Raw genomic sequence first — 21564 nt, forward strand, 5'->3', positions numbered from 1 at the left:
TTTGAGTCGGCTCCCCCTCCTACTATCAAAGAATGATCGACGGGACCGGAGCGGATCGGCAGCGACAACTGCGTAAGTGTCAGGGGGACGCCATCAGTCGCGATGGTCCCTCCCGTCTCTGAGGAGAATGATAGAACCCATCAGCTATCTCGCCTTCGTACTCGCGTTCGTGGCCGCTCCGGTTCTCGTGGTAGCTGGGGCACTGCTCGTGACCAAGCGATGGCACCGAGCACAGTTGTTCGGAGCGGGATTGTTGGTCGCCGTCGCGCTAACTTACACGCTGCCGTGGGACGACTATCTGATCCGGAGCGGCGTCTGGGAATACGGATCGACGCTCGTCGGCCGCGTGGGCGTCGTCCCCTACGAGGAGTTGCTGTTCGTCGCCGCCCAGACGGTCCTGACGGGCTTGTGGACCACGCTCGTCGTTCGCCCGGACGGGTGCGGCCCGTCGGTCACCCGCCGACAGCGACTCGGTGGCGTCGCCGCGGGCCTGCTGGTGGGCGTCGCCGGGCTCGCATTGCTGTCGATCCCCTCGTCGCTGTACTTGGGGGCGATTCTCGCGTGGTCGGCCCCCGTCTTCGCCCTCCAGTGGGGCTTTGGCTGGCCGGTGCTCGTCCGCGCTCGCCGCTCTGTCGTCTTCGCGCTCGCGGTCCCGACGGCGTATCTCTGGGCCGTCGACAGACTGGCGATCGGGATCGGCCTGTGGACCTTCTCGGCCGAGCGCACGACAGGCATTGCACTTCTAGGATTGCCGATCGAGGAGGCGCTGTTTTTCCTCGTGACGAACGCCTTCCTCGTTCAGGGGCTGGTCCTGCTCGGGTGGGTCGTCGAACGCGACGTGTTGCCTTCCGTCGCCGACGCGATCCGGGACCTTCCGAGTCTGGTGGATTGATCGACAATCGACCCAACCGGGCAGGGCAGTCAGTCGTCTCCGGGGACGGCGTCTCCGGGCGGTTCCTGTACGTAGGCACGACGAGCGGTGAGGACGTACGCGGTCGTCGCGACGGCGATGAACCCCGCAGCCAGGACGGACCTTCTCGAAGCTGGGGCGTCAGACCCTTACCGACGACTGTGCATTAGTCTTGTTTTCATTTCTGCTGTAGCAATCAAACCGTGTTCGGCAGTCGGTTGTCAAATGCCAATAGTTGACGGCCCATTCGGCCTACTATAGTGTGGTAGGACGTGGAGAGGACGGGTGATTTAAATAAACCCTCGAAAATCATAGAATACTCAGTGACTCGATGACCACAGATGACGATCTTCCAACTGTCGAGGAAATCTATACTATTCATGATGAAATCATCCACATATATGACCTGAAACACCCCGGCGTCCGTGATCGATTTGCCGACGAAAAGCTAGCACAATTAATCGAAGAAGCACGGGAATACGACGACGACTTTCAAAGGGCAGCAGTAATCTTGCGGAAACTCCCCTCGCTTCATGTGTTTGAGGATGGAAACAAGCGGACGGCTTTCCTTGTTGTCGTTGAATACCTTGATAGACGAAATCTTGAACCCGCGAAAAGTGGGGACATAGTTGAGCGTGTTATGAAGTGCCGGAAGCGATATTCTGTGGAAGAAATAGCGCGGTGGTTAGAGGATGGATCCATTGATGAAGATAAGCTCCGGCAATGAAAAATACACTAGTGATTTCATTCGGTACATTTTCGGTAGGAATAGAGTACATAGATTGAAGTACATCCGTCTACATAATCCCACTAAGGACGAATATCCCAATAGGGGAGAGTATCACCCACTTATTGGGAGGAAGAACATATGAACGAAAAAGAAGCACAAAAAAGGGCCGATGGTGGACCGAAGGCTGCCTATCGAAAGCGGGTGCGTGACCTGATTTCGAAGCACAAAGACACTCTTGATCTTCTTGAATAGCTGTTTCACCCCCATTTAACCGCCCTCTTGTTGCTGTGTAGTATTAACAGCCTATGACGGCTATTACCGGAGATCGGTAAACTGCCCTTACGCGACAACGGTTATTGCTCATGCGTGAGTCTGTTTTCTGTCAAATTCCACGGGTATGTGGGATGTTTCAAAATCTATTAGAAGACAGATATTGGTAACGCCGATATTACGCTGTCTTGCGATTCGCCACAATCCGCTATGGGGAAAATAAAGATAATTTGAATACTGGGGTATCAATGACTGCCATCTTCCCGAAGCGGAACGCGAAGCGAAAGCCGACCAACGCCCGGAGCGTCGGCAGGTTCAACAGCGACCGGAAGGCGTCAATGCCGCCCGTCTCTTCGGGCGCCGTCTGTCCCCCAGGATCGTCACGCAGGAACAGGGCGACGAGCAGGAACGAGCCGAGCGTGATCGCGGTCAACACCAGGTACGGCACGGTGAACCCGTAGGCGTACAGGAGATAGCCGCCCACGAGGTCGCCGAGCAGCGAGGAGAACGACGCGACCTGGTTGTACGAACCTAGCCAGAGACCCTGCTCTGCATCGGGACTGATCTCTCCGACGATCGTCGCACCGGTGATCCAGAGGACGCTGGCTCCAAGCCTCTGGATCATCCGGAACAGGATGACGTGGACCGCGCTGTCTGCGACGATGAATCCGACGAAGACGGCGACATTGATCAGGAAGCCGGTCAGCAGATACCGCTTCGCGTTGCCGGTATCGACGTATCTCCCGAACGGGAGGACGACCAGCAACTGGACGACCGCAAAGGCCGTCCCGAAAAGCCCTTCGACGAACCCGGTCGTCTCGAAGAGATCGACGTACAGCGCCAGGGCGATCAGGATCGTCGAGTACGCCTGACTCCGGGCGAAGGCCGTGCCCGCAAGCGCGAGGAACTCTCTATCCCCGAGCAATTCGATCGATCGAAACCGTGTCACAGGAGCCAGTTCCCGCAAGTCCACGCGGGAGGAAAATCTCTCGACTCTTACTCACTGGCGAAGTGGTGGGAAAAAGTAGTCGGGCGTCCTCGTCAGTCAGCCGGTTGTGCCGACGTGCTGCCGGTCGAGACAGCGCCGTCGTCGAGGACGCTGTGGCTCCGCAGCAGGATGACCCCGAAGATCACCTTCGCGGTCACGTCGAGCACGGCGAAGCCGGCGGTCTCTGGGCCGATCCCGATGACGCCGAGGCCTTCGGTGCCGACGATCCACCAGACCGGGTACACCAGCCAGAGGACGGCGATCATGTTCCGGAGAAGCTCGAACGTACTCCTGGTGTCGGGCGACAACTCCGCCGCTCTCGCCGTCAGCGTCGAGAACAGGACATACAGCAACACCAACAGGAAGCCGGTGGAGACGCCCCACCAGAGGATACGGACGCCCCCGACGCCCATCCCGGCTGCACCGCTGAACGTCAGGGTCGCGACCGCGCCGGTGAGGATCATCAACACGTCGAGTCCGACGAGCGTCCCGGTCGTGTTGCGGTCAGCGCCCGCGAGTAGCGCGATGTCGTACAGCAACAGCGGCGTCGTCAGGATCCAGTCGGTGTATCGCGGCCAGTAAATCTCCTCGGGAACACCGTTGAGTTCCGTCCCGAGGATGTTCTCGACGACTTCGATCGGGAGCTTCCCGAAACCCGTTGCCATCGCCAGGTAGTTGACGAAGGCGATCGCCGCGATGAACGTCGTCACGACGTAGAACTTCTTTCGCCGGGAATCCCGTACGTTCCATCCTGTCGCGATGAAGTACAGCATTCCCAGGAACATTCCTGCCGTGCCTGCCCACAGCGATATCGTGGTTAGGTTTGCCATGCTACAGGTTAGGACTTGGCTCGGAACTCGGGTAACGGTCGTACCAAATCTATTCGGTAATACATGCCGCTATCCGTCGAGTGAGAGACGTACCGACAGGGTTTCACCGATCCGGGCCGTGGAGTATCTCGAATGAGCAAGGACGTCATCGAGGTCCGCGGGGCCGAACAGCACAACCTCAAGGACGTCGATTGTGAGATCCCACGCGAGGAACTGACGGTCGTCACCGGCCTCTCGGGGTCGGGCAAATCCTCGCTCGCCTTCGAGACGATCTACGCCGAGGGCCAGCGACGGTACATCGAATCGCTGTCGGCCTACGCGCGGAACTTTCTCGGACAGATGGACAAACCACAGGTCGAGTCGGTCGAAGGACTCTCGCCTGCGATCTCGATCGACCAGAAAAACGCCGCCAACAACCCTCGTTCGACGGTCGGGACGGTCACGGAACTGCACGACTATCTCCGGCTCCTCTACGCTCGCGTCGGGACGCCACACTGTCCGGAGTGTGGCCGCGAGGTCGGCGAACAGAGCGCCGAGAACATGGTTTCGCGGATCCTCGAACTCCCGGCGGATACGAAACTGAAGATCGCCGCGCCGATCGTCCGCGATCAGAAGGGGGCCTTCGAGGACCGTTTCGACGAACTCGTCGGCGAGGGCTACAGCCGCGTCGAGGTCGACGGCGAGGCGTACGATCTGACGCTCGATCGCCCCGATCTCGACGAGAACTACGATCACACGATCGACGTGATCGTCGACCGGGTGCAGGTCGCCCCGGACGCTCGCTCGCGGGTCACCGACTCCGTCGAGACCGCTCTCGAAGAGGCCCACGGCGTGCTCAAGGTCATCGTCCCCGATCCCCCCGAAGGAGCGGAGTTAGGCGGTGCAACGGCCCGCTCGACCGGAGATCTGGCCGACGGGGCAGACGGCGACGACGGCGACGGAGACAGCGACGAGGATCGGCTCGTCGTCGAGTTCTCCGAGGATCTGGCCTGCACGCACTGCGGGATCGACATCAGCGAGATCGAGACCCGGAGCTTCTCCTTTAACTCCCCGCACGGCGCCTGTCCGGAATGTGAGGGACTGGGCGAAACCAAAGAGGTCAGCGAGGATCTGGTGATCACCGATCCCGCCAAGCCGCTGAAGCACGTCTTCGAACCCTGGAGTTACAACCGGACGTACTACTCCCGGCAACTCGACAACGTCGCCGAACACTTCGGCGTCGACCTAGAGACGCCCTTCGAGGACCTGGATCCGGAGATCCAGCGCCAGTTCCTCTATGGTACCGACGATCGGGTTCACTTCCAGTGGCAGACCAAGAACGGCACCCGCGAGAAGACCGAGCGCTTCGAGGGCGTCATCCCGAACCTCGAACGCCGCCACGTGGAGACGGACTCCGACCGCGCCCGCGAGCACATCGAGGAGTTCATGGCCACGACCACGTGCCCGAACTGCGAGGGCACCCGGTTGAAGGCCGAATCGCGGGCCGTCCTCGTCGAAGGCACATCCATCACCGACGTCAACGAGATGTCGATCGGCGACGCCCTGGACCTCTTCGAGGGCATGGAAGACGGGATGAGCGAACGGGACGCCACTATTGCCACGGAGATATTGAAGGAGATCCGCGCCAGGCTCGGGTTCATGCAGGAGGTCGGCCTGGAGTATCTGACGCTCGACCGTGAGGCCGCGACGCTGTCGGGCGGCGAGAGCCAGCGGATCCGGTTGGCGACTCAGATCGGATCGGGGCTCGTTGGCGTCCTCTACGTTCTGGACGAACCTTCGATCGGCCTCCACCAGCGGGACAACGATCGCCTGCTGAACACCCTGGCGGAGCTCAGAGACCTCGGTAATACGTTGCTCGTGGTCGAGCACGACACCGAGACGATGCGCCGGGCGGACAACATCGTCGACATGGGTCCCGGCCCGGGCAAGCGCGGCGGCGAGATCGTCGTCAACGGCCCCGTCGAGGACGTCCTCGACAGCGACGAATCGGTCACCGGCGAGTACCTGGCGGGCGAACGGACGATTCCGGTTCCAGACGAACGCCGGGACCCCGCAGGCACGCTGACGATCCGGGGTGCTCGCCAGCACAACCTGGCGGACCTCGAGGTGGACATCCCGCTGGGGACGTTCACCGCCATCACCGGCGTCTCGGGGTCCGGGAAGTCGACGCTGATGCACGACGTCCTCTATAAGGGCCTGGTGCGCGAGATGAACGACAACCGGAGCGTCAACCCGGGCGAACACGACGCCATCGAGGGGATCGACGAGATCGAGACGGTTCGGCTGATCGATCAGTCGCCGATCGGTCGGACGCCCCGATCCAATCCCGCAACCTACACGGACGTCTTCGATCACATCCGGGAGCTGTTCGCCGAGACCAAACTGTCGAAACAGCGGGGCTACGAGAAGGGCCGGTTCTCGTTCAACGTCAAGGGCGGTCGGTGTGAGGCCTGCGGCGGGCAAGGCACCGTCACTATCGACATGAACTTCCTCAGCGACGTCGAGGTGCCCTGTGAGGAGTGTGGCGGTGACCGGTACAACGCCGAGACTCTGGATGTCACGTACAAAGACCGAACGATCGCGGACGTCCTCGAGATGACCGTCGCGGAGGCCCGCGAGTTTTTCGAGGGCCATCCAGGAATCCGCCGACGGCTGGAGCTTCTGGAGGACGTCGGCCTCGGCTACATGAAACTCGGTCAGCCGTCGACGACGCTCTCGGGCGGGGAGGCCCAGCGCGTGAAACTCGCCGAGGAACTCGGCAAGAAGGACTCCGGCGAGACGCTGTATCTCCTCGACGAGCCGACGACCGGGCTCCACCCCGAGGACGAACGCAAGTTGATCGACGTGCTGCACCGGCTCACCGACGATGGAAACACGGTCGTCGTCATCGAGCACGAACTCGATCTCGTGAAGAACGCCGATCGGATCATCGACCTCGGGCCGGAGGGCGGCGAAAACGGTGGGACGATCGTCGCTGCCGGGACACCGGAAGCAGTCGCCCGGACGGACGAATCCTACACCGGCCAGTACCTGCGTGACCTCTTGCCGGAGATCGAGATGGAGGGACCGCGAGCCGATCGCGAACTCGCCGCCCCGCCCGCGGCCGACGACTGACGCGGATCGACAGGCCGAAACTCCTTCAGGGCGTCAGCCGACGATGATGGTCGATCAGCGAACGCACGAGCAGCTATCGGAGACGCTTGTCGGAGAGCCGGTCGAGATCGGTGCGGAGACTGCCGTCGTGGAATTGGAGACGACCGCAGAGATGGCCGTCGACGAGACCGGACTCGTCCACGGTGGGTTCGTCTATGGCGCGGCCGACTACGCCGCGATGCTCGCCGTGAACGAACCGACTGTCGTCCTGACTGGCTCGGACGTCACGTACCCGAACCCGACGCGGGCCGGCGAGACGGTCCGAGCGACGGCGACTGTCACCGAGCGCGACCCACGGCCGAGTGTCGACGTGACTGTCGAAGTGGCCGGGACGGGTGATGTCGTCTTCTCGGGCACGTTCGATTGTGCCGTGCCGTCCGAACACGTTCTGTCCTGAGTTGTCCATCAGCCTGCTCAGCGGGACATCGCATCTGTGTTGGACGATTCCTACCGAGCACCGTCGGGACCTTCATTGTCGCTCCGACCGAGGCCCCGGCATGGCCACCGCACTCGTCGCGCTCGACGAGCACGCCGTCCTGGCTCGCGATGATGGCGTTCCTCGGTCGCTAGAGGCCCCCTGAGTGGGCGACTCCGGAGGTCGACGGTTTCTGGAACCTGTCGCGTTTCCGGGCGTCTTCATCGGTCCGGCTATCACATCGGAGAACTGATCCCCATCACTCAAATGAAGCCGGCCCCTTCTTTAGGTAATGGCACACGTCGAGAAGGACTCTGGAGCGAAACGGGTCCTCTACGTGAACGACGACGAAGCCTTTGCCGATCTCGTCGGGACGAAACTCCCGCGAATCGACCCCACGATCGAAATCACGACGGTGCGTGATGCCGAGGCGGCGATCGAGGCAGTCTCCACGACGGCGATCGATTGTGTGGTCACATCCTACGCGCTTCCGGAGGGGACCGGGATCGATCTTCTCGAAGCGATCCAGGCGCGTCACGCCGACGTGCCGACGATCCTCTTTACCGGACGAGGGAGCGAGGAGATCGCCAGCCGGGCGATCCAGGCGAACGTCTCCGATTACATCCCGATCCGATCGAACGCGGAAAGTTTCGAGTTGCTTGCCCGTCGTATCGACACGCTGGTCGGGGCCAAACGGGAACGAGCGATGGCCGAGCGCGTGACCGATCGCTTCGAGCGGACGCTCGAACGGGCGACCGACGCGATCTACGCTGTCGACACCGAGTGGCGCATCGAGTACATGAACGAGAAGATGGCCGCCCGGATCGATCGCGACCGCGAGGCAGTCATCGGCGAGAATCTCTGGGAAGCGTTCCCGTCGATCGTCGGGACGGAACTCGAAGCGAAGTATCGAACCGCGATGGAAACCGGCCAACAGGTCTCGTTCGAACAGTACGTCAGCTCTCCTTTCGAGTACTGGGTCGAAGTGCGCGCGTTTCCGGACGAGGACGGTCTGACCATCTTCTCTCAGGAAATCACCGAACAACGGGAACGCCAGCAGGAACTGCAGCGCAACGAGACCATCCTCCGGAACGTGCAGGATTCGGTCATCGTGCTCGACGCGGACCGGACCGTAGCGTTCGCCAACGCCGCCGCGACAGCGTCGATGAGCGCCTCAGTCGGGCGCCCGCTCGAGGGAGGCTCTCTCGACGTACTCGTCGAGGAACTCCTCCCGGAGCCGGATGCGGAACGGTTCAGCCGGACCGTCGAGGACGCGTTTCGAGCCATCGAGGACAGCAACGGCGATGTTGAGGGTGATGACGTCGAACTACAGATCGAACTCGAGGCCGCGTCCGGGACGGGGACGTTCGACGTTCGATTGACGCCCTTTCGTAGCGGGGAGGACTCGCAGGTTCTCGTCGTGGCACGGGACATTACCGATCGAACGGACCGGCAGCGAGAGCGACAGCGACTCGCCGAGGAGTACGATGCTCTCCTGAGTAACTCCGGCGACGCGATTTTCCTGATCGACGTGGATACGGCAGATTCGGACGAATTCCGCTTTTCCCGACTCTCGCCCGGCTACGAGACCCAGACCGGCCTCACGACGGCGGAGGTACAGGGCAAGACGCCCCAGGCTATTTTCGGCGAGGAGCGGGGGGCAGAACTCGATGCAAACTATCGACGCTGTCTGGAAGCGGGAGAGCCGATCTCCTACCGTGAGGAACTCTCAGTGGCCGAAGACGCGCGTTTCTGGCAGACGAGTCTGGCTCCGATCGTTGTCGACGGCGAGGTGATCCGGATTCTCGGGATCGCCCGGAACATAACCGAGCAGGTCGTGCGGGAACGCGAACTCGAGGAGACCCGACAGCGATTGGAGTCACTCATCGACGCCGCGCCGCTGACGATCATGGAGGTCGATCCTGACGGCAACGTTCGCCGCTGGAACCAGGGTGCCGAAGAGATGTTCGGCTGGTCGCGCGAGGAGGTCCTCGGCGAGTTCAATCCGATGGTTCCGGCGGACAAACGCGAGGAGTTCGCCGATCTCCGACAGCGAGTCCTCGCGGGCGAACAGATCCGGGGCAGAGAGATCAGACGGGAAACGAAGTGCGGGGATCGGCTGGACCTCCTGCTGTCGGTGACGTCGATCGTCGATTCCGACGGGGAACCGACGAGCATCCTCGCCGTTCTCGAAGACATCAGCCAACAGAAGCAGCTGGAGCGTCGCCTTCGGGCACTCCAGGAAACCGCCCAGCAACTCAGTGGCGCACAGTCGGTCGAAGAGATCGGCGACCTCGCAGTCGAGGCGGCGGTCGACGTTCTCGATCTTGAAATTACTGGCGTTTGGGAGTACAACGAACGGACGAACACCCTCGATCCGATCGTCCAAACCGACGGAGCGGATGAGATTTTCGGCGCACAGCCGCAGTTCGAGGCTGGAGAGGGCCTCGCCTGGGACGCCTTCGAGTCCGGCGAGTTACGCTGGTACGACGACATCCAATCGACCGACGAGGTGTACAACCCGGACACGGATATCAGAAGCGAGATTCTGATTCCGCTCGGCGAGTACGGTCTCATCTCGACGGGTTCGACGTCACCGCACGTATTCTCTGACGCCGACGTCGATCTGTTTCGGATCCTCGGAGCAACGGTCGAAGCGGCGCTGGCACGGGCCAGCCGGGAGGCGGAGTTGACCCGACAGAACGAGCGCCTCGATCAGTTCGCCAGCGTCGTCGCCCACGACCTCCGGAACCCGCTCACCGTTGCCATGGGCTTTCTGGAAGTCGCGGCAGAGTCGGGCGACCCGGCGCACTTCGAGAAGGTCGAGTCGGCTCACGACCGGATCGAGCGTCTCATCGACGACCTCCTCACGCTGGCGCGTGGCGAGAGCACCATCGAGGACGCCGAACAGATCGACCTCGAACCCCTCTCGACTGAAGCGTGGGGCTACGTCGACACCGACGCGGCGACGCTGCGTGTCGCCGAGGACGTGCCGACCGTGGCTGGTGACGCGGGCCGATTGACCCAGCTTTTTGAGAATCTCTTCCGGAACGCCGTGGAACATGGTTCCACGACCCCTCGCTCGTCTTCGACTCGCGACGACGCCGTGGAACACGGTGGCACTGACGTCCAGATCGCTGTCGGGTCACTCCCCGATCGTGCGGGGTTCTACGTGGAAGACGACGGCGAGGGGATCCCACCGGAGCGTCGAGAAACGGTCTTCGATCACGGCGTCACGACCAACGAGGGTGGGACCGGATTCGGTCTCTCGATCGTCGAGGACATCGCGCTGGCCCACGGCTGGACGGTATCGGTGACGGAGGGGACTGAAGGCGGCGCACGCTTCGAGTTCGAGACCGAACCATAGTTCCGGAGCGTACGATCGGTGATCGGAGATCAGTGATCGGCAACCACGGCGTTCTCGATCGTGAAGACCTATAGTTCCCAGGCCATTGCCGGAGATACATGCGCGACGTGATCGTCGTCGGGGCGGGGCCTGCCGGCAGTCGCTACGCTCGCCGAGCCGCCCAAGCGGGTCTGGACGTTCTTGTCTTCGAACAGGGGACGATCGGCGAACCGCTGGCTTGCTCGGGCCACGTCAGCACGGACGTACTCGGGTATGTCCCCGAAGACGACCGTGAGAGGCTCCTCCAGAACGAGATCCGCGGTGCACGCTTTCACCTCGGCGGGCCGGACAGCCGGGCCTATCCCTTCTACAAGGACGAAGTCGTCTCCCAGGTCATCGACCGCGTCAGTCTCGATCAGGTGCTCGCGGAGGCGGCGCGCGACGCAGGGGCCACTGTCCGGGATGGTCACACTGTCACCGCCGTCGACGAGCGTGACGATCACGTCGAGGTGACGGTCACGGGAAGCGCCGGCACCGAGACCTATCGAGCACGGATGGTCGCCGGTTGCGACGGCCCGCAGTCGCGCGTCCGGGACGCAGTGGGGCTTGCGGAGCCGGATGAACTCCTGCACGGCGTGCTCGGATTCGAGACGGATCCCGACGACGGGGACTTCGTCGACGTCCACCTGAACGTCCCGCGGTTTTTCGCCTGGCGCATCCCGCGCGGGTCGGCCGGCGTCGAGTACGGGCTCGCGACGCCGCCGGGTGAGTCCGTCGGCGAACGGTTCGACGCACTCACCGACGAGTACGGCGTCGAGATCGACCGCCGGTGTTCGGGACTCATCCCGATCGGGCCAGCCGACTCGGTCACGAGTGAGCGAGTGTTCCTGATCGGCGACGCCGCCGCCCAGACCAAGCCCTTCACCGGCGGGGGCATTCGCTACGGCATGACGGCGGCCGATCACGCAGCGCGGACGATCGACCCCGCCGATCCCAGCACGCTCTCGGCATACGAGGACGCCTGGCGGGAGGAACTCGGCCGGGAAATCCGGCTGGGCGCGTGGGTCAGACGTGGATATTCGTTACCCGAGCCGATCCAGCGCGCCGGTCTCCGGATATTCTCCGGGAAGATCGGCGTCCACATGGATGAGCCGTCATCGCTGTTCTCGAGGGAGCAATTGCGGGCGCTGTTCTCGCGGTGACGCCCGCCACGGACTGTTACTGGAACGCAGGCATGCGGGCCGACCGATCGGAGCCGTCGATGAACGGAGCGGCCGCCGCCGTCGCGTCGACGCGGTCGCCGATCGTCCACTCGTCGTCGAATGGGGTCTCCACGACGGCAAAGCCGATTGCCGTCCCATCGCTCGGACTCTCGACGGCGCGTGTCACGTGACCGATGTGCCGGTCGTTCGCGTATACAGCCGCATCTGCCTCGGGGACTTCTGTCGCGGTGAACCCGCACAGACGACGGTCGGACGGTTCGGGAGCCGCGTCGTCTGGGAAGGCGTTCGCGACGCCGACAACCGCGGGTTCGGCGTCCCGTAATTCCGTCTCGAACAGCGGTGTCCCGGCCTCGAGTGTCAGGCGCTCCCAGGTTTCGTACCCGAACGGGGTGGCGTTGAGTCCACGGTTGACCATCGCGTCGAAGACTGCTTCGGCGTCCTCACTGGTCGTGACGACCAGATATCCCTCTTCACCGGCGAGACCGTCCTCCCGGATCACGGTAACGCCGATGTCTCGAATCGCCCCGCGGGCAATCGCCAGTGGCGTCTCCGGGGTCGTCGCCGAGCAGACGCTGGCGATCTTTTCGGTCGCTTTCGGGCCGTAGACGCCGAAGACAGTCATCTCTCTGGTCGTTTTTTCGACCGTGTACCCGTTCCCGCTCCACAGTTCGGCCACCGCCTCGACGCGGTCCGACGGGACGAATCCTAGAAGCCGATCACCGACATCGAAGACGTACGCATCGGCAGTGATTGTCCCGTCTCCCAGAACAAAGCCGTAGGTCCCGCTGTCCTCGGCCGGGAGCGCGTTCGTCAGCGACGCTTCGACGGCGTCTCGACGGCTAGGCCCCTCGACACTCACGATCCCGACACCGTGTTCGATGACGCCGGCTACGTTCCGGATCGCGTCGTAGGTGCGGTCGGGGCGTCCGTAGTGGGCGACGACGCGACGGTCACCTCTGACGGTCAGCAGTCCCCCGTACCGCTCGTGGACCGCGGGGATACTCGTCATGCCTCGGACTCACGCCGATGGCGAGATAAATGCAGCGGGTCAATCGGTGCCGGGACGGCCTGTCGGTCGGTCTCTTTCGCCACAGATGGGGGGTTACAGTTTCGAGCGAACGGACTCGACATCCCCGGGATCGACCGCCGGGATCGGCCCGGGGAGCGTCCGCGCGACGGTCGCGGCGGCGACACCGTTGTACAGTGCGGTGTCGGCACCCTCCTCTTCGAGGAGTGTTTGGACGAACGCTCCGACGAACGCGTCGTGTTGGCCGGCGGTGTCGACGGTCTCGGTCTCGATGCTCTCACATTCGTGCAGGACACTATCGTGAATGACCAGCGCGCCGTGTTCACCGCGGGTCATCGCAAGCATCTCGAAGTCCCACTGTGACGCGACGCCGTGGGCGACCTGGTGGGGATCACCCGTTCGGCCGAAGACCGTCTGTAACTGGTCTTCGTTGCCGATCAACACGTCGGTCGCCTCGAAGACTTCGGTGAGAGATTCCCGGGCTTGCTCGGCGTCCCAGAGCCGCGGTCGGTAATCCAGGTCGAAGACCGTCAGTCCACCATCAGTCCCTCCCGCTCCGAGGACTGCCACCAGTGTGTCGATCGTGGTCGGGGCGAGAGCGGCGGTACTTCCGGAGACGAAGACACCGTCGGCCGCCTGGACGCGCTCCATTGGAAGGTCTCCCGGCGTCATCGAGGCCGCCGCCGCGTCGACGCGATCCTGGATGACGATCGGCTCCCGGGGCGCAACGCCGCGCTGGGTGAACTCCAGTCCGACCCGACCGTCTTCGGCCCAGGTGACGTCGGGGTCGACGCCGTACTCGCGGAGTTCGGCGACGACTCGCTTTCCGAGTTGTGTGGCCGGCAATCTGGACGCCCAGACGCTGTCCGCACCTAGACACGCTGCGGTGACCGCGACGTTGCTTTCGGTCCCGGCTGCTGCCAGTTCGACCGCGCCTGTGTCGACGAACTGCTGACTGTCCGGCGGCGACACACGCAACGGCGTTTCCCCCACGGTGACGAGTGAACTCATACCAACCCGGTTTAACGCCCCGAGGTTTAATCTTCCCGATCGATTCGAATGCCGCGAGGGCCACGTCCGCTGGCGGCGACTGATCCCGGATCCCGCATCGAGCGGCGCGAAAGCACGTAGACGGTTCGGTTGCGGAGAGGCGTCTCACTGGTCGATCGCCGTCGTGGGACCGACGCCACACGAAGGCTTTTTTCGTCGGCCCACGAGCGGGCGACTATGCGGACAGCACTCTCCGGGGCTGTGGTTTCCGTTCTCGGACTCTGTGGATACGTCGTCGGTGTGTTCCTGGCCTATCCCGGCCGGGCGTTCTCAGTGACCGCACTGATGATCGGGTTGACGCTCGTCGTCATCGGACGCGGGGAGGGACTGACGTGATCGACGCGCTCGTCTACGACGGGGCGGGCGTCGAGTCCTACGACGACCTCGGGGCGGCACGGGCCGCTGCGGGGACGACCTGGGTGCACGTCGGCGAGGCGACCTCTGGAGAGATCGACGCCGTCGCCGATACGTTTGACCTTCACCCCCTGGCGATCGACGATGTCCGTAACAACGTTCGTGCGAAGGCAGAGGAGTTCAGTGCGTATACTTTCGCGCTGGTGAAGACCGCCCGACTCACGCGCGGCGAGACCACTTTCGAGGAGGAGATCGACGACGAACCGGTCGGGGTCTTCGTCGGCGAGGACTGGCTCGTGACTGTCGCCACCGGCAGCGCCGAGTCGATCGCCCGGGTACAGGAGGCCGTCCGTCGCGGGGACGAGCGCCTGCTAGAGCGTGGCCCCGACTTCACTGCCTACCGCGTCCTCGACGTGATCGTCGACGACTACTTCGAGGTCCTCGACCGTCTCGAGAGACAGATCGAGGCGATCGAGGACGAGGTCGTCGACTCCCCGGACGCCGACCTTCTTGGGGAGATCAACAGCGTCCGTCGGGAGTTGCTGTCCTTCCGGAAGGTCGTCTGGCCGGTCAGAGAGGCTCTCGCGGTACTTTCCCGCGGGGACCTCAAGCACGTCCGCGAAGGGACGGAGAAGTACTACCGGGACGTCTACGATCATCTGGTGCAACTGGTCGATCTGCTCGAAACGTACCGTGACCTGGTGGTCGGGACGCGGGACATCTACCTCAACGCTCTCTCACAGTCGACCAACGAGGTGATGAAGGTCCTGACCGTCGTCGCGACGATCTTCATCCCTCTGACCTTCGTCGTCGGGGTCTACGGCATGAACTTCGCCGACAGCGCCTACAACATGCCCGAGTTGACCTGGGAGTTCGGGTATCCCGCGGTTCTACTCGGCATGGCCGGCGTCGCAGTCGTGATGGTGTTTTACTTCCGGCGACAATCCTACATTTGAGTCGGAACTCCGAACGATTCGTCTCAGACGCCGAGGATCAGCGGCCCGAGCAACACGCCCATCAGCGAGACGCGCCGCGCGCCGAGTCTGGCCGGAAGCAGCCCGAATAGCGTGCTGATTGCGAAGACGACGACGCCGACAGGGCCGGCGAAAAGCCCGGAGAGTATCCCGAGGACAGCGAGCACACCGACTGACAGTCGGACGTGATCGAGTTGTCGGACGGCTCCGAGATACCAGTCACCGACCACCACGACGAGGACGAACCCGACCGCCGCGGCGAGAAGGACGGCTGCGACCAGCAATGGCCAGGCGAGGGGCGCACCTGATCGATCGAGTGCGACGAGGACGCCAGTCCGCGGGTTGCCCAACGCCACCAGCGCACAGAGCGCAAACAGCGTGTTCGACGTATTGACGCCGCTCGTGGTCACGACGAATCCCCGGCTGCCGTACTTCGACGGGGTGCTGACCAGCGCCAGTGTCGCCGCGATGGCACTGGAGACCCCCGGCAGATAGCCGACGATTGCCCCCGAAATTGTACCCAGCAGCGCAAGACCACCGACCGACTTCCGGGTTGTCCCCACGGCGGGGTCGTCCTGGCTCGGGACGCCCGAGCCGCCCATCGCGTCGATCAAGACGGGCGCACCGAACAGCCCACCGAACAGTGGTGCGAGCATGCTTCCGGACGGCAGGACGCCGTCGGCGGGCACGTCGAGCGTCACGATTCCGAGGGCGGCGCTGGCGACAAACGACAGGAGCGCGGCTCGACGGGCGTCATTCGTCGGCTCGGTCGCGATCACCGCCGCCGCGATGACTGTCAACACCACCGGCAGGTGAGCGGCGAGAACGGGATAGACTTCGAGCATGACGAGCGTCACCGGGATCGCGAGCGGGAGCGCGAAGACGACGGCCAGGCCGCTGCCGAGCGCGGAGAGTCGGAGGGCCTCTCGACCGCGGCCGCCGAGAACGAGGCGGTGGCTGGGAAGCGCGGAGGCGGCCATCGCGGCGTCGGGGACGCCCAGCGCCAGTGCGGGCACGAAATCCAGAAACGTGTGAACGACGCCGGCAGCGAGCATCGCCGCGCCGACCAGTCGCGGCGGGGCGGGCACGCTCGGGGCGAGTGCCGCAAGGAGCAACGCGAAGTTGTTGGCGTGTAGCCCCGGCGTCAGGCCGCTGATCGTCCCCAGACAGATCCCGGATAGGATAGCTGTAACAGCGAGGAGGGTCGTTTCTGGGGCGAACGCTAGTCTGACGCCAAACACGAGCACGGGGGCGTTGGCTTCGCTGTCTGGGATAAAGTCGCGGACCAGCGCTATGGAAAATTTCATTAACATAGAGGAAAACAACCTTCACATATGGATCGAGATAAGTGGATGGCAATCGGGCTGGGCGCGGTTGGGATACTGACGTTCGGCATCGGCTACGCACTCGTTCTCGATGCTAGAGTCAGCTATCTACCGGGAGTCGCTCTGACGCTCGGGGGCGGAGTCGTGATGGGGGTCGCGTGGGCGCTCCGATTTCGGGGGCAGGTCGGGACCATCTCACGCCGCCGGGTACTGGCAATCGTCGGAACGTTCGCCGGTGTGGGCGTGGGATCGGTAGCGATCACGCCGGTGGTGGGAGATGGTGATCTCGCCAACCTGGCGTTTCTGGTGTTTTTCATCCCGGCAATCGTCTACTGGATTACCAACACACGGGCCGAGGCTGGGCTCGACCGGACAGACCACCGGACGCAGCTCCTGGCGTACAAGGCCGCATTCTGGGTACTCGTGGTGATCGTTGTGTTAACTGGCGTGTTGCTGTGGGCACGAACGCTGGGAGTGTATACGCTCTCGGCGGAACCGATCTTGGCACTCGTTACTGGCATCGGCCTGTTCGGCTGGTATGGCGCGTTCCACTATTTGCAGACCCACAATTGACTGACCGGACGCATGAACAACGATATCGAACTACGACGGGTCAAACGTGACCTCACTCAAGAAGACCTGGCAGAGGCCCTCGATGTCACGCGCCAGACTATCGGGGCCATCGAGCAGGGCCGGTACGACCCTCGGCTCGAACTCGCTTTCGACCTCGCGGACTTTTTCGATACGACCGTCGACGAGTTGTTCTGGCGCGAAGGGACCGACTGAGTGTTTTCCCGCGGCTCCGATCGAACTGCTGTCACGCAAAAGCGACTCGTTAAGTTACTCCGTGGTAAAACGGTACGCAATGACGGAAACCGATCTCGAAGACCTGCGTCGTGGTACCGATCTCGTCAAGCGTGGCTTCGCGAAGATGCAGAAAGGCGGCGTCATCATGGATGTCGTTAGCCCGGAACAAGCCCGCATCGCCGAGGACGCGGGCGCGGTCGCCGTCATGGCCCTGGAGGCCGTCCCGGCGGATATCCGCAAGCGCGGCGGCGTCGCCCGGATGGCCGATCCCGCCGACGTCGAGGAGATCATCGACGAAGTGTCGATCCCGGTGATGGGCAAGTCCCGGATCGGCCACACGAAAGAGGCCCAGATTCTCGAAGCGATCGGCGTCGACATGGTCGACGAGAGTGAGGTGTTGACCCCCGCCGACGACGCGTACCACATCGACAAGCGGGAGTTCACGACACCGTTCGTCTGTGGGGCCCGCAACCTCGGCGAGGCGCTGCGCCGGATCGACGAGGGGGCGGCGATGATCCGCACGAAGGGCGAGGCCGGCACAGGTGACGTCAACCAGGCCGTCCACCACCAGCGGACGATCAAGGGCGCGATCCGGCGACTCGAAGGCATGAGCCACGAGGAACGCGAGGCCTGGGCGCGCGAGCACGAGGCCCCCGCCGATCTGGTCCACGAGACCGCCGAAATGGGGCGATTGCCGGTCGTGAACTTCGCGGCCGGTGGAATCGCAACACCCGCAGACGCTGCGTTGATGATGCACCACGAGTGTGACGGTATCTTCGTCGGCTCGGGTATCTTCGGTGCCGAGGACCCACAGGCCATGGGTGAGGCTATCGTCGAGGCCGTGAATAACTGGGACGACCCCGAGACACTTGCATCGATTGCCAGCAACATTGGCTCGGGCATGAAAGGCGACGCCAACGTCGACCTGCCCGAAGAGGAACAACTGCAAGGCAGGGGCGTCTGAGGAGCGTTCCGTCGAATACACTGGTCTATTTTCGACCGGTTTTCGACCAATTCAGCGGCTTACGGGTATTTTGCGTAGTAATGATATCGAGGCGCAACCAGCGAACAACCTGTCGGCAGCGGTCAGTCCTTGCTTTGCTCGTAATTCTCGACGAGTAAAGCGATGATGCCGAACGTGCCACAGAGCATGATGGGCAACACGAGGAACGTAGTACTTGTCGCGGTAACGTAGGTTCCGATCGACCGAAGTGGGCCCATGGCCAGCATTTCGGGGAACATTGTGGGGAAGGAACTGAAGCCAATGCTACCCAGGTCCAGTTCCTTTTGGACCCACGGGTCGGCGACCAGCAGCGTCACACTCGCCAGGAAACTGACCAACATGAAGTACGTGATCACGGGTGTCAGCGAACGCGTGAACGCATCACCTGGCGATTGGATGTCTGGACTTCGCCAGGCCCGGAGAAAGCCCATCCCTGCGATCACGAGCATGACGACCACCAGTGGAATAGTGACATTCGCCATATCGGCGACGTTCACGAACGAAAGTGTATGCACTTGGACGAACGCACCGATAGATGTAATCAGTCGATTGACAACGCTTAGTTCGACATCGGACGTATCGAGGAAGAGAAAACTGGAAAGGAACACGAGAACGAGTCCGGTCACGAATGCGACGATGCCATACAGAAGGCCGACACGGCGCTGATTTGGCGAATAATATGCCGCACTGAGGCCGCCAATTGCACCGAACACAAGGGGATACACAAGGCCTGCAAAGACGATGCCATTGATCAGCGAAAAGTCCACGCCAATTTGAGACGACGGGGCAAGCAGTGCGACGACGAGCATGATTGGGAGATAGCCAAGGATGACTGTCATCCCTGTGAGTGCACCATCGACGAGTGGGATATCTCGACCACTAATCCCGAAGTCCACGACGAGCTTTGATACCTGATATAACAGGAACGGTGCGATCAGATATAGAATCCCAAGTGAGGCCTCGGGCGGATTGGCAGTCTCGAAGTCCGAAAAGATGAACGGCGTCACGTGATCTGGCGTGGCGAAGTGGAGGTCAATCGTCGCCAACGCTCCGAGCCGTATCGTCGACACGTCGCCGACCGAAGGGAACAGCACACCGACAAGCCATCCGAGGACAAACATAAAGAGCGCTGCCATCACGCCGCCGACAACGCCCGGAACTACTGGCAGTCGGTCAACAATCGCGCCGGCATCGAATCCTCCGCCTTGTCGAGGTTCGGGTTGGCTTTTCGGAGGTTGACCGCCTTGTGGTGGTTGTTCGCTTTGTGGTGGTTGTTCGCTTTGTGGTGGTTGTCCGCCCTGTGGTTGCTGACTTTGTTGTGATGGGTGTTCACTTTCCGACTCAGTATCCTGTGGCGTGTCACGCGAGGGAGCGTCATCAACCGGACTTGGATGTCCTGGCTGGGCACCCTGCTGTTCACCCCTTGGAGACGCTTGTACTTCTGACTCATTAGACCAGTCCCAGTCACCGTCCTCCTCGGACGTTTGATCCGACTGTCCCATGTTTCCCGTTGGTTTGGTGTCCCTAGTGCCGGTGGTCGCTTGGTCTGGCTCACTCGACGCTGGCTCGCTGGACGCTGAATCAGTCGCCTCTGGTGTCGTTCGGTCCGGTGATGGTTGGTCATCCTCCGTTCGAGGTTGTTCATCTTCAGGTCCGTTATCGTCTGAGATCGTCTCTGTGGACCCCGTCGCGATCTCGGATTCGAGGTCGACACCACATTCCGGACAGGTTTCGGATCCGTCCGGAATCTCCGCGCCACACAGGTGACAGTACATATAGGTGAAAAGTTCCATCGTAGTCAAAAAACTAGGTGATTTGGAGTGTTAGCTCGATACTGTTTCGGTCTGTTTGGGCCCCGGCGAGGGCAACCATCAAGGCCACACGTCTACCACAGGTCAGCATGACCAGTGTCGGCTCCACGTTCGCGCAACTCCGAGAGTTTTTATCTCAACTCTCGACAGTCGAGTGGCGCGTGGCGGCCAGTGCGAGCGTGGTCACCCTCGCGCTCCTCGTGGGGGTGGTGATCGTCCCGTTCGTCGTTCGACAGCTTCGTCGGACCGTGAATCGACGACTGCTCGGCGGATGGCTCACGAACGCCGTCGACGTCGTCGAGGAGTCCCTTCCGACGACACTCGGCCGACTCACTGTTCGGACCATGCAGCTCGCAGTGGTGATCGCGGAGGTACTTGCTCTGCTAATCATCTGGGATCTTCTCACTCCGATCGAGTCACTGATCGAGTCGAGCGGGCTGTCGATGGAACTCGTCGTGCAGTTGCTGCTCACCGCGATACTGGCGGGCGTGGTTTACGTCGTCGCCGACCAGTACAAACAGGCCATCGGACGGATTGGGAGCCAGGCGTCCTGGATGAGCGATCACCAACAGGAGATCGTCGTCCGGGTCGGCCAGATTGTCATCCTGCTGTTCGGTGGGCTGCTCGCGCTGGGTCTCTGGGGCGTCGAACTTCAGGGACTGCTCGTCGGGGCAGGCTTCCTCGGGATCGTCGTCGGGCTCGCCGCCCGCCAGACGCTCGGCTCGCTGATCGCCGGCTTCGTGTTGATGTTCTCCCGACCGTTCACGATCGGCGACTGGGTCGAGATCGGCGGCAAAGAGGGTGTCGTCACCGACATCACGATCATCAACACCCGCCTGGAGAACTTCGACGGCGAGGTGGTCGTCATCCCCAACGACAAGGTCAGCAACGAGGCGATCGTCAACCGCAGCAAGCGCGGCGTCCTTCGGCTCAAGGTCGACGTGGGTATCGACTACGAGAGCGATCCCGAACGCGCCAAATCCGTCGCCCTGGAAGCGATCAAGCAGGTGGATTCGGTCGCCGACGGGCCACCGCCCCAGATCGTGCCGAAAAACTTCGGCGATTCGGCGGTCGTTCTGGAGCTGCGTTTCTGGATCGATCACCCGACGCCGCCGCGGAAGTGGAACGCCGTCTCCGGTGTCGTCACCGGGGTCAAAGAAGCCTTCGAGCGTGAGGGGATCAAGATCCCATTCCCCCAGCGGGAACTCTCCGGGCGGGCCGAAACCGGCGGCTTCCAGGTCGGGGAATCGACCGGCAAAACTGTCACACCGCGGGCGGACGATCCGGACGACTGACCCGGAGCGACTGCTCTCTGTGTCGGGTGGTGCCTTCTGGAGAGTTCTCGTCC

17 protein-coding genes and 2 pseudogenes are annotated in these 21564 nt (G+C 62.5%); 12 read left to right on the forward strand and 7 right to left on the reverse strand.

Going from position 1 to position 21564, the window contains the following annotated elements; genetic code table 11:
- Nucleotides 1-127 precede the first annotated feature (127 nt).
- Together BN2694_RS01645 and BN2694_RS01650 are read left to right on the forward strand one after the other, a co-directional pair.
- Nucleotides 128-892 carry a lycopene cyclase domain-containing protein gene (locus BN2694_RS01645; protein WP_210408894.1) on the forward strand — a complete coding sequence of 255 codons (765 nt, stop codon included), beginning with the start codon at nt 128-130 and terminating at the stop codon, nt 890-892.
- 349 nt (nt 893-1241) lie between these two features.
- Entirely contained in the window at nt 1242-1637 is a 396-nt protein-coding gene (locus tag BN2694_RS01650; protein ID WP_135662007.1) for a type II toxin-antitoxin system death-on-curing family toxin, read from the forward strand.
- 520 nt (nt 1638-2157) lie between these two features.
- Here BN2694_RS01650 and BN2694_RS01655 read toward each other — a convergent pair.
- Both BN2694_RS01655 and BN2694_RS01660 read right to left on the reverse strand, forming a co-directional pair.
- Nucleotides 2158-2859, reverse strand: a pseudogene (locus BN2694_RS01655) (MFS transporter); the annotation flags it as partial.
- Between the two features lie 92 nt (nt 2860-2951).
- Nucleotides 2952-3728, reverse strand: a complete 777-nt coding sequence (locus BN2694_RS01660) for a bacteriorhodopsin (protein WP_135662011.1) — start codon at nt 3726-3728, stop codon at nt 2952-2954.
- A 132-nt stretch (nt 3729-3860) separates the two neighbouring features.
- Between BN2694_RS01660 and uvrA the strand changes: the two genes are divergently transcribed.
- The 4 genes from uvrA (at nt 3861) to BN2694_RS01680 (ending at nt 11844) form a co-directional block, all read left to right on the forward strand.
- Entirely contained in the window at nt 3861-6842 is a 2982-nt protein-coding gene (uvrA, locus tag BN2694_RS01665) for an excinuclease ABC subunit UvrA (protein ID WP_135662014.1), read from the forward strand.
- A 43-nt stretch (nt 6843-6885) separates the two neighbouring features.
- Entirely contained in the window at nt 6886-7278 is a 393-nt protein-coding gene (locus BN2694_RS01670; protein WP_210408895.1) for a hypothetical protein, read from the forward strand.
- A 310-nt stretch (nt 7279-7588) separates the two neighbouring features.
- Nucleotides 7589-10663 (forward strand): PAS domain-containing protein, encoded by a 3075-nt coding sequence (locus BN2694_RS01675; protein WP_135662016.1) that lies wholly within the window; start codon nt 7589-7591, stop codon nt 10661-10663.
- 98 nt (nt 10664-10761) lie between these two features.
- A complete protein-coding gene (locus BN2694_RS01680) occupies nt 10762-11844 on the forward strand; it encodes a geranylgeranyl reductase family protein (protein WP_135662018.1) in 1083 nt (360 codons plus the stop codon).
- Nucleotides 11845-11860: 16 nt separating this feature from the next.
- On the opposite strand, the gene BN2694_RS01685 is transcribed toward BN2694_RS01680, so the two are convergent.
- Both BN2694_RS01685 and BN2694_RS01690 read right to left on the reverse strand, forming a co-directional pair.
- Nucleotides 11861-12874 (reverse strand): glycine cleavage T C-terminal barrel domain-containing protein, encoded by a 1014-nt coding sequence (locus BN2694_RS01685; protein ID WP_135662020.1) that lies wholly within the window; start codon nt 12872-12874, stop codon nt 11861-11863.
- Between the two features lie 93 nt (nt 12875-12967).
- Nucleotides 12968-13903 (reverse strand): sugar kinase, encoded by a 936-nt coding sequence (locus tag BN2694_RS01690; protein WP_135662022.1) that lies wholly within the window; start codon nt 13901-13903, stop codon nt 12968-12970.
- A gap of 216 nt (nt 13904-14119) precedes the next feature.
- On the opposite strand from BN2694_RS01690, the gene BN2694_RS16915 reads away from it, so the two are divergent.
- Entirely contained in the window at nt 14120-14278 is a 159-nt protein-coding gene (locus BN2694_RS16915; RefSeq protein ID WP_167879936.1) for a hypothetical protein, read from the forward strand.
- The gene (gene corA / locus BN2694_RS01695) at nt 14275-15252 is read left to right on the forward strand and encodes a magnesium/cobalt transporter CorA (protein WP_135662024.1); all 978 of its coding nucleotides are present in this window, start codon (nt 14275-14277) and stop codon (nt 15250-15252) included. Before BN2694_RS16915 ends, corA begins: the two co-directional genes overlap by 4 nt.
- Before the next feature lie 23 nt (nt 15253-15275).
- Here the strand turns inward: corA and BN2694_RS01700 are convergent, their stop codons facing one another.
- Nucleotides 15276-16517: a tripartite tricarboxylate transporter permease gene (locus BN2694_RS01700; protein WP_135665376.1), complete on the reverse strand. Its 1242-nt coding sequence runs from the start codon at nt 16515-16517 to the stop codon at nt 15276-15278.
- Between the two features lie 87 nt (nt 16518-16604).
- On the opposite strand from BN2694_RS01700, the gene BN2694_RS01705 reads away from it, so the two are divergent.
- From BN2694_RS01705 to pdxS, 3 genes are all read left to right on the forward strand, one after another.
- A complete protein-coding gene (locus tag BN2694_RS01705) occupies nt 16605-17168 on the forward strand; it encodes a hypothetical protein (protein ID WP_135662026.1) in 564 nt (187 codons plus the stop codon).
- A gap of 12 nt (nt 17169-17180) precedes the next feature.
- The gene (locus tag BN2694_RS01710; RefSeq protein WP_135662028.1) at nt 17181-17381 is read left to right on the forward strand and encodes a helix-turn-helix transcriptional regulator; all 201 of its coding nucleotides are present in this window, start codon (nt 17181-17183) and stop codon (nt 17379-17381) included.
- Nucleotides 17382-17460: 79 nt separating this feature from the next.
- Entirely contained in the window at nt 17461-18366 is a 906-nt protein-coding gene (pdxS, locus tag BN2694_RS01715; protein WP_135662030.1) for a pyridoxal 5'-phosphate synthase lyase subunit PdxS, read from the forward strand.
- 122 nt (nt 18367-18488) lie between these two features.
- Here the strand turns inward: pdxS and BN2694_RS01720 are convergent, their stop codons facing one another.
- Together BN2694_RS01720 and BN2694_RS18075 are read right to left on the reverse strand one after the other, a co-directional pair.
- The gene (locus tag BN2694_RS01720; RefSeq protein WP_167879938.1) at nt 18489-19907 is read right to left on the reverse strand and encodes a hypothetical protein; all 1419 of its coding nucleotides are present in this window, start codon (nt 19905-19907) and stop codon (nt 18489-18491) included.
- 213 nt (nt 19908-20120) lie between these two features.
- Nucleotides 20121-20198 (reverse strand): annotated as a pseudogene (locus BN2694_RS18075) (zinc-ribbon domain-containing protein); the annotation flags it as partial.
- Nucleotides 20199-20305: 107 nt separating this feature from the next.
- Between BN2694_RS18075 and BN2694_RS01730 the strand changes: the two are divergent.
- On the forward strand, nt 20306-21511 hold the full coding sequence (locus tag BN2694_RS01730) for a mechanosensitive ion channel family protein (protein ID WP_135662037.1): 1206 nt from the start codon (nt 20306-20308) through the stop codon (nt 21509-21511).
- Nucleotides 21512-21564 lie beyond the last annotated feature (53 nt).

It is taken from the genome of Halorhabdus rudnickae (genome assembly GCF_900880625.1).
Classification (GTDB): Archaea; Halobacteriota; Halobacteria; order Halobacteriales; family Haloarculaceae; genus Halorhabdus; species Halorhabdus rudnickae.

Coding starts and splice junctions, on each gene's coding strand:
- BN2694_RS01645 (WP_210408894.1), top strand. CDS start 128: ATGATAGAACCCATCAGCTATCTCGCCTTCGTACTCGCGTTCGTGGCC.
- BN2694_RS01650 (WP_135662007.1), top strand. CDS start 1,242: ATGACCACAGATGACGATCTTCCAACTGTCGAGGAAATCTATACTATT.
- BN2694_RS01660 (WP_135662011.1), bottom strand. CDS start 3,728: ATGGCAAACCTAACCACGATATCGCTGTGGGCAGGCACGGCAGGAATG.
- uvrA (WP_135662014.1), top strand. CDS start 3,861: ATGAGCAAGGACGTCATCGAGGTCCGCGGGGCCGAACAGCACAACCTC.
- BN2694_RS01670 (WP_210408895.1), top strand. CDS start 6,886: ATGATGGTCGATCAGCGAACGCACGAGCAGCTATCGGAGACGCTTGTC.
- BN2694_RS01675 (WP_135662016.1), top strand. CDS start 7,589: ATGGCACACGTCGAGAAGGACTCTGGAGCGAAACGGGTCCTCTACGTG.
- BN2694_RS01680 (WP_135662018.1), top strand. CDS start 10,762: ATGCGCGACGTGATCGTCGTCGGGGCGGGGCCTGCCGGCAGTCGCTAC.
- BN2694_RS01685 (WP_135662020.1), bottom strand. CDS start 12,874: ATGACGAGTATCCCCGCGGTCCACGAGCGGTACGGGGGACTGCTGACC.
- BN2694_RS01690 (WP_135662022.1), bottom strand. CDS start 13,903: ATGAGTTCACTCGTCACCGTGGGGGAAACGCCGTTGCGTGTGTCGCCG.
- BN2694_RS16915 (WP_167879936.1), top strand. CDS start 14,120: ATGCGGACAGCACTCTCCGGGGCTGTGGTTTCCGTTCTCGGACTCTGT.
- BN2694_RS01705 (WP_135662026.1), top strand. CDS start 16,605: ATGGATCGAGATAAGTGGATGGCAATCGGGCTGGGCGCGGTTGGGATA.
- BN2694_RS01710 (WP_135662028.1), top strand. CDS start 17,181: ATGAACAACGATATCGAACTACGACGGGTCAAACGTGACCTCACTCAA.
- pdxS (WP_135662030.1), top strand. CDS start 17,461: ATGACGGAAACCGATCTCGAAGACCTGCGTCGTGGTACCGATCTCGTC.
- BN2694_RS01720 (WP_167879938.1), bottom strand. CDS start 19,907: ATGGGACAGTCGGATCAAACGTCCGAGGAGGACGGTGACTGGGACTGG.
- BN2694_RS01730 (WP_135662037.1), top strand. CDS start 20,306: ATGACCAGTGTCGGCTCCACGTTCGCGCAACTCCGAGAGTTTTTATCT.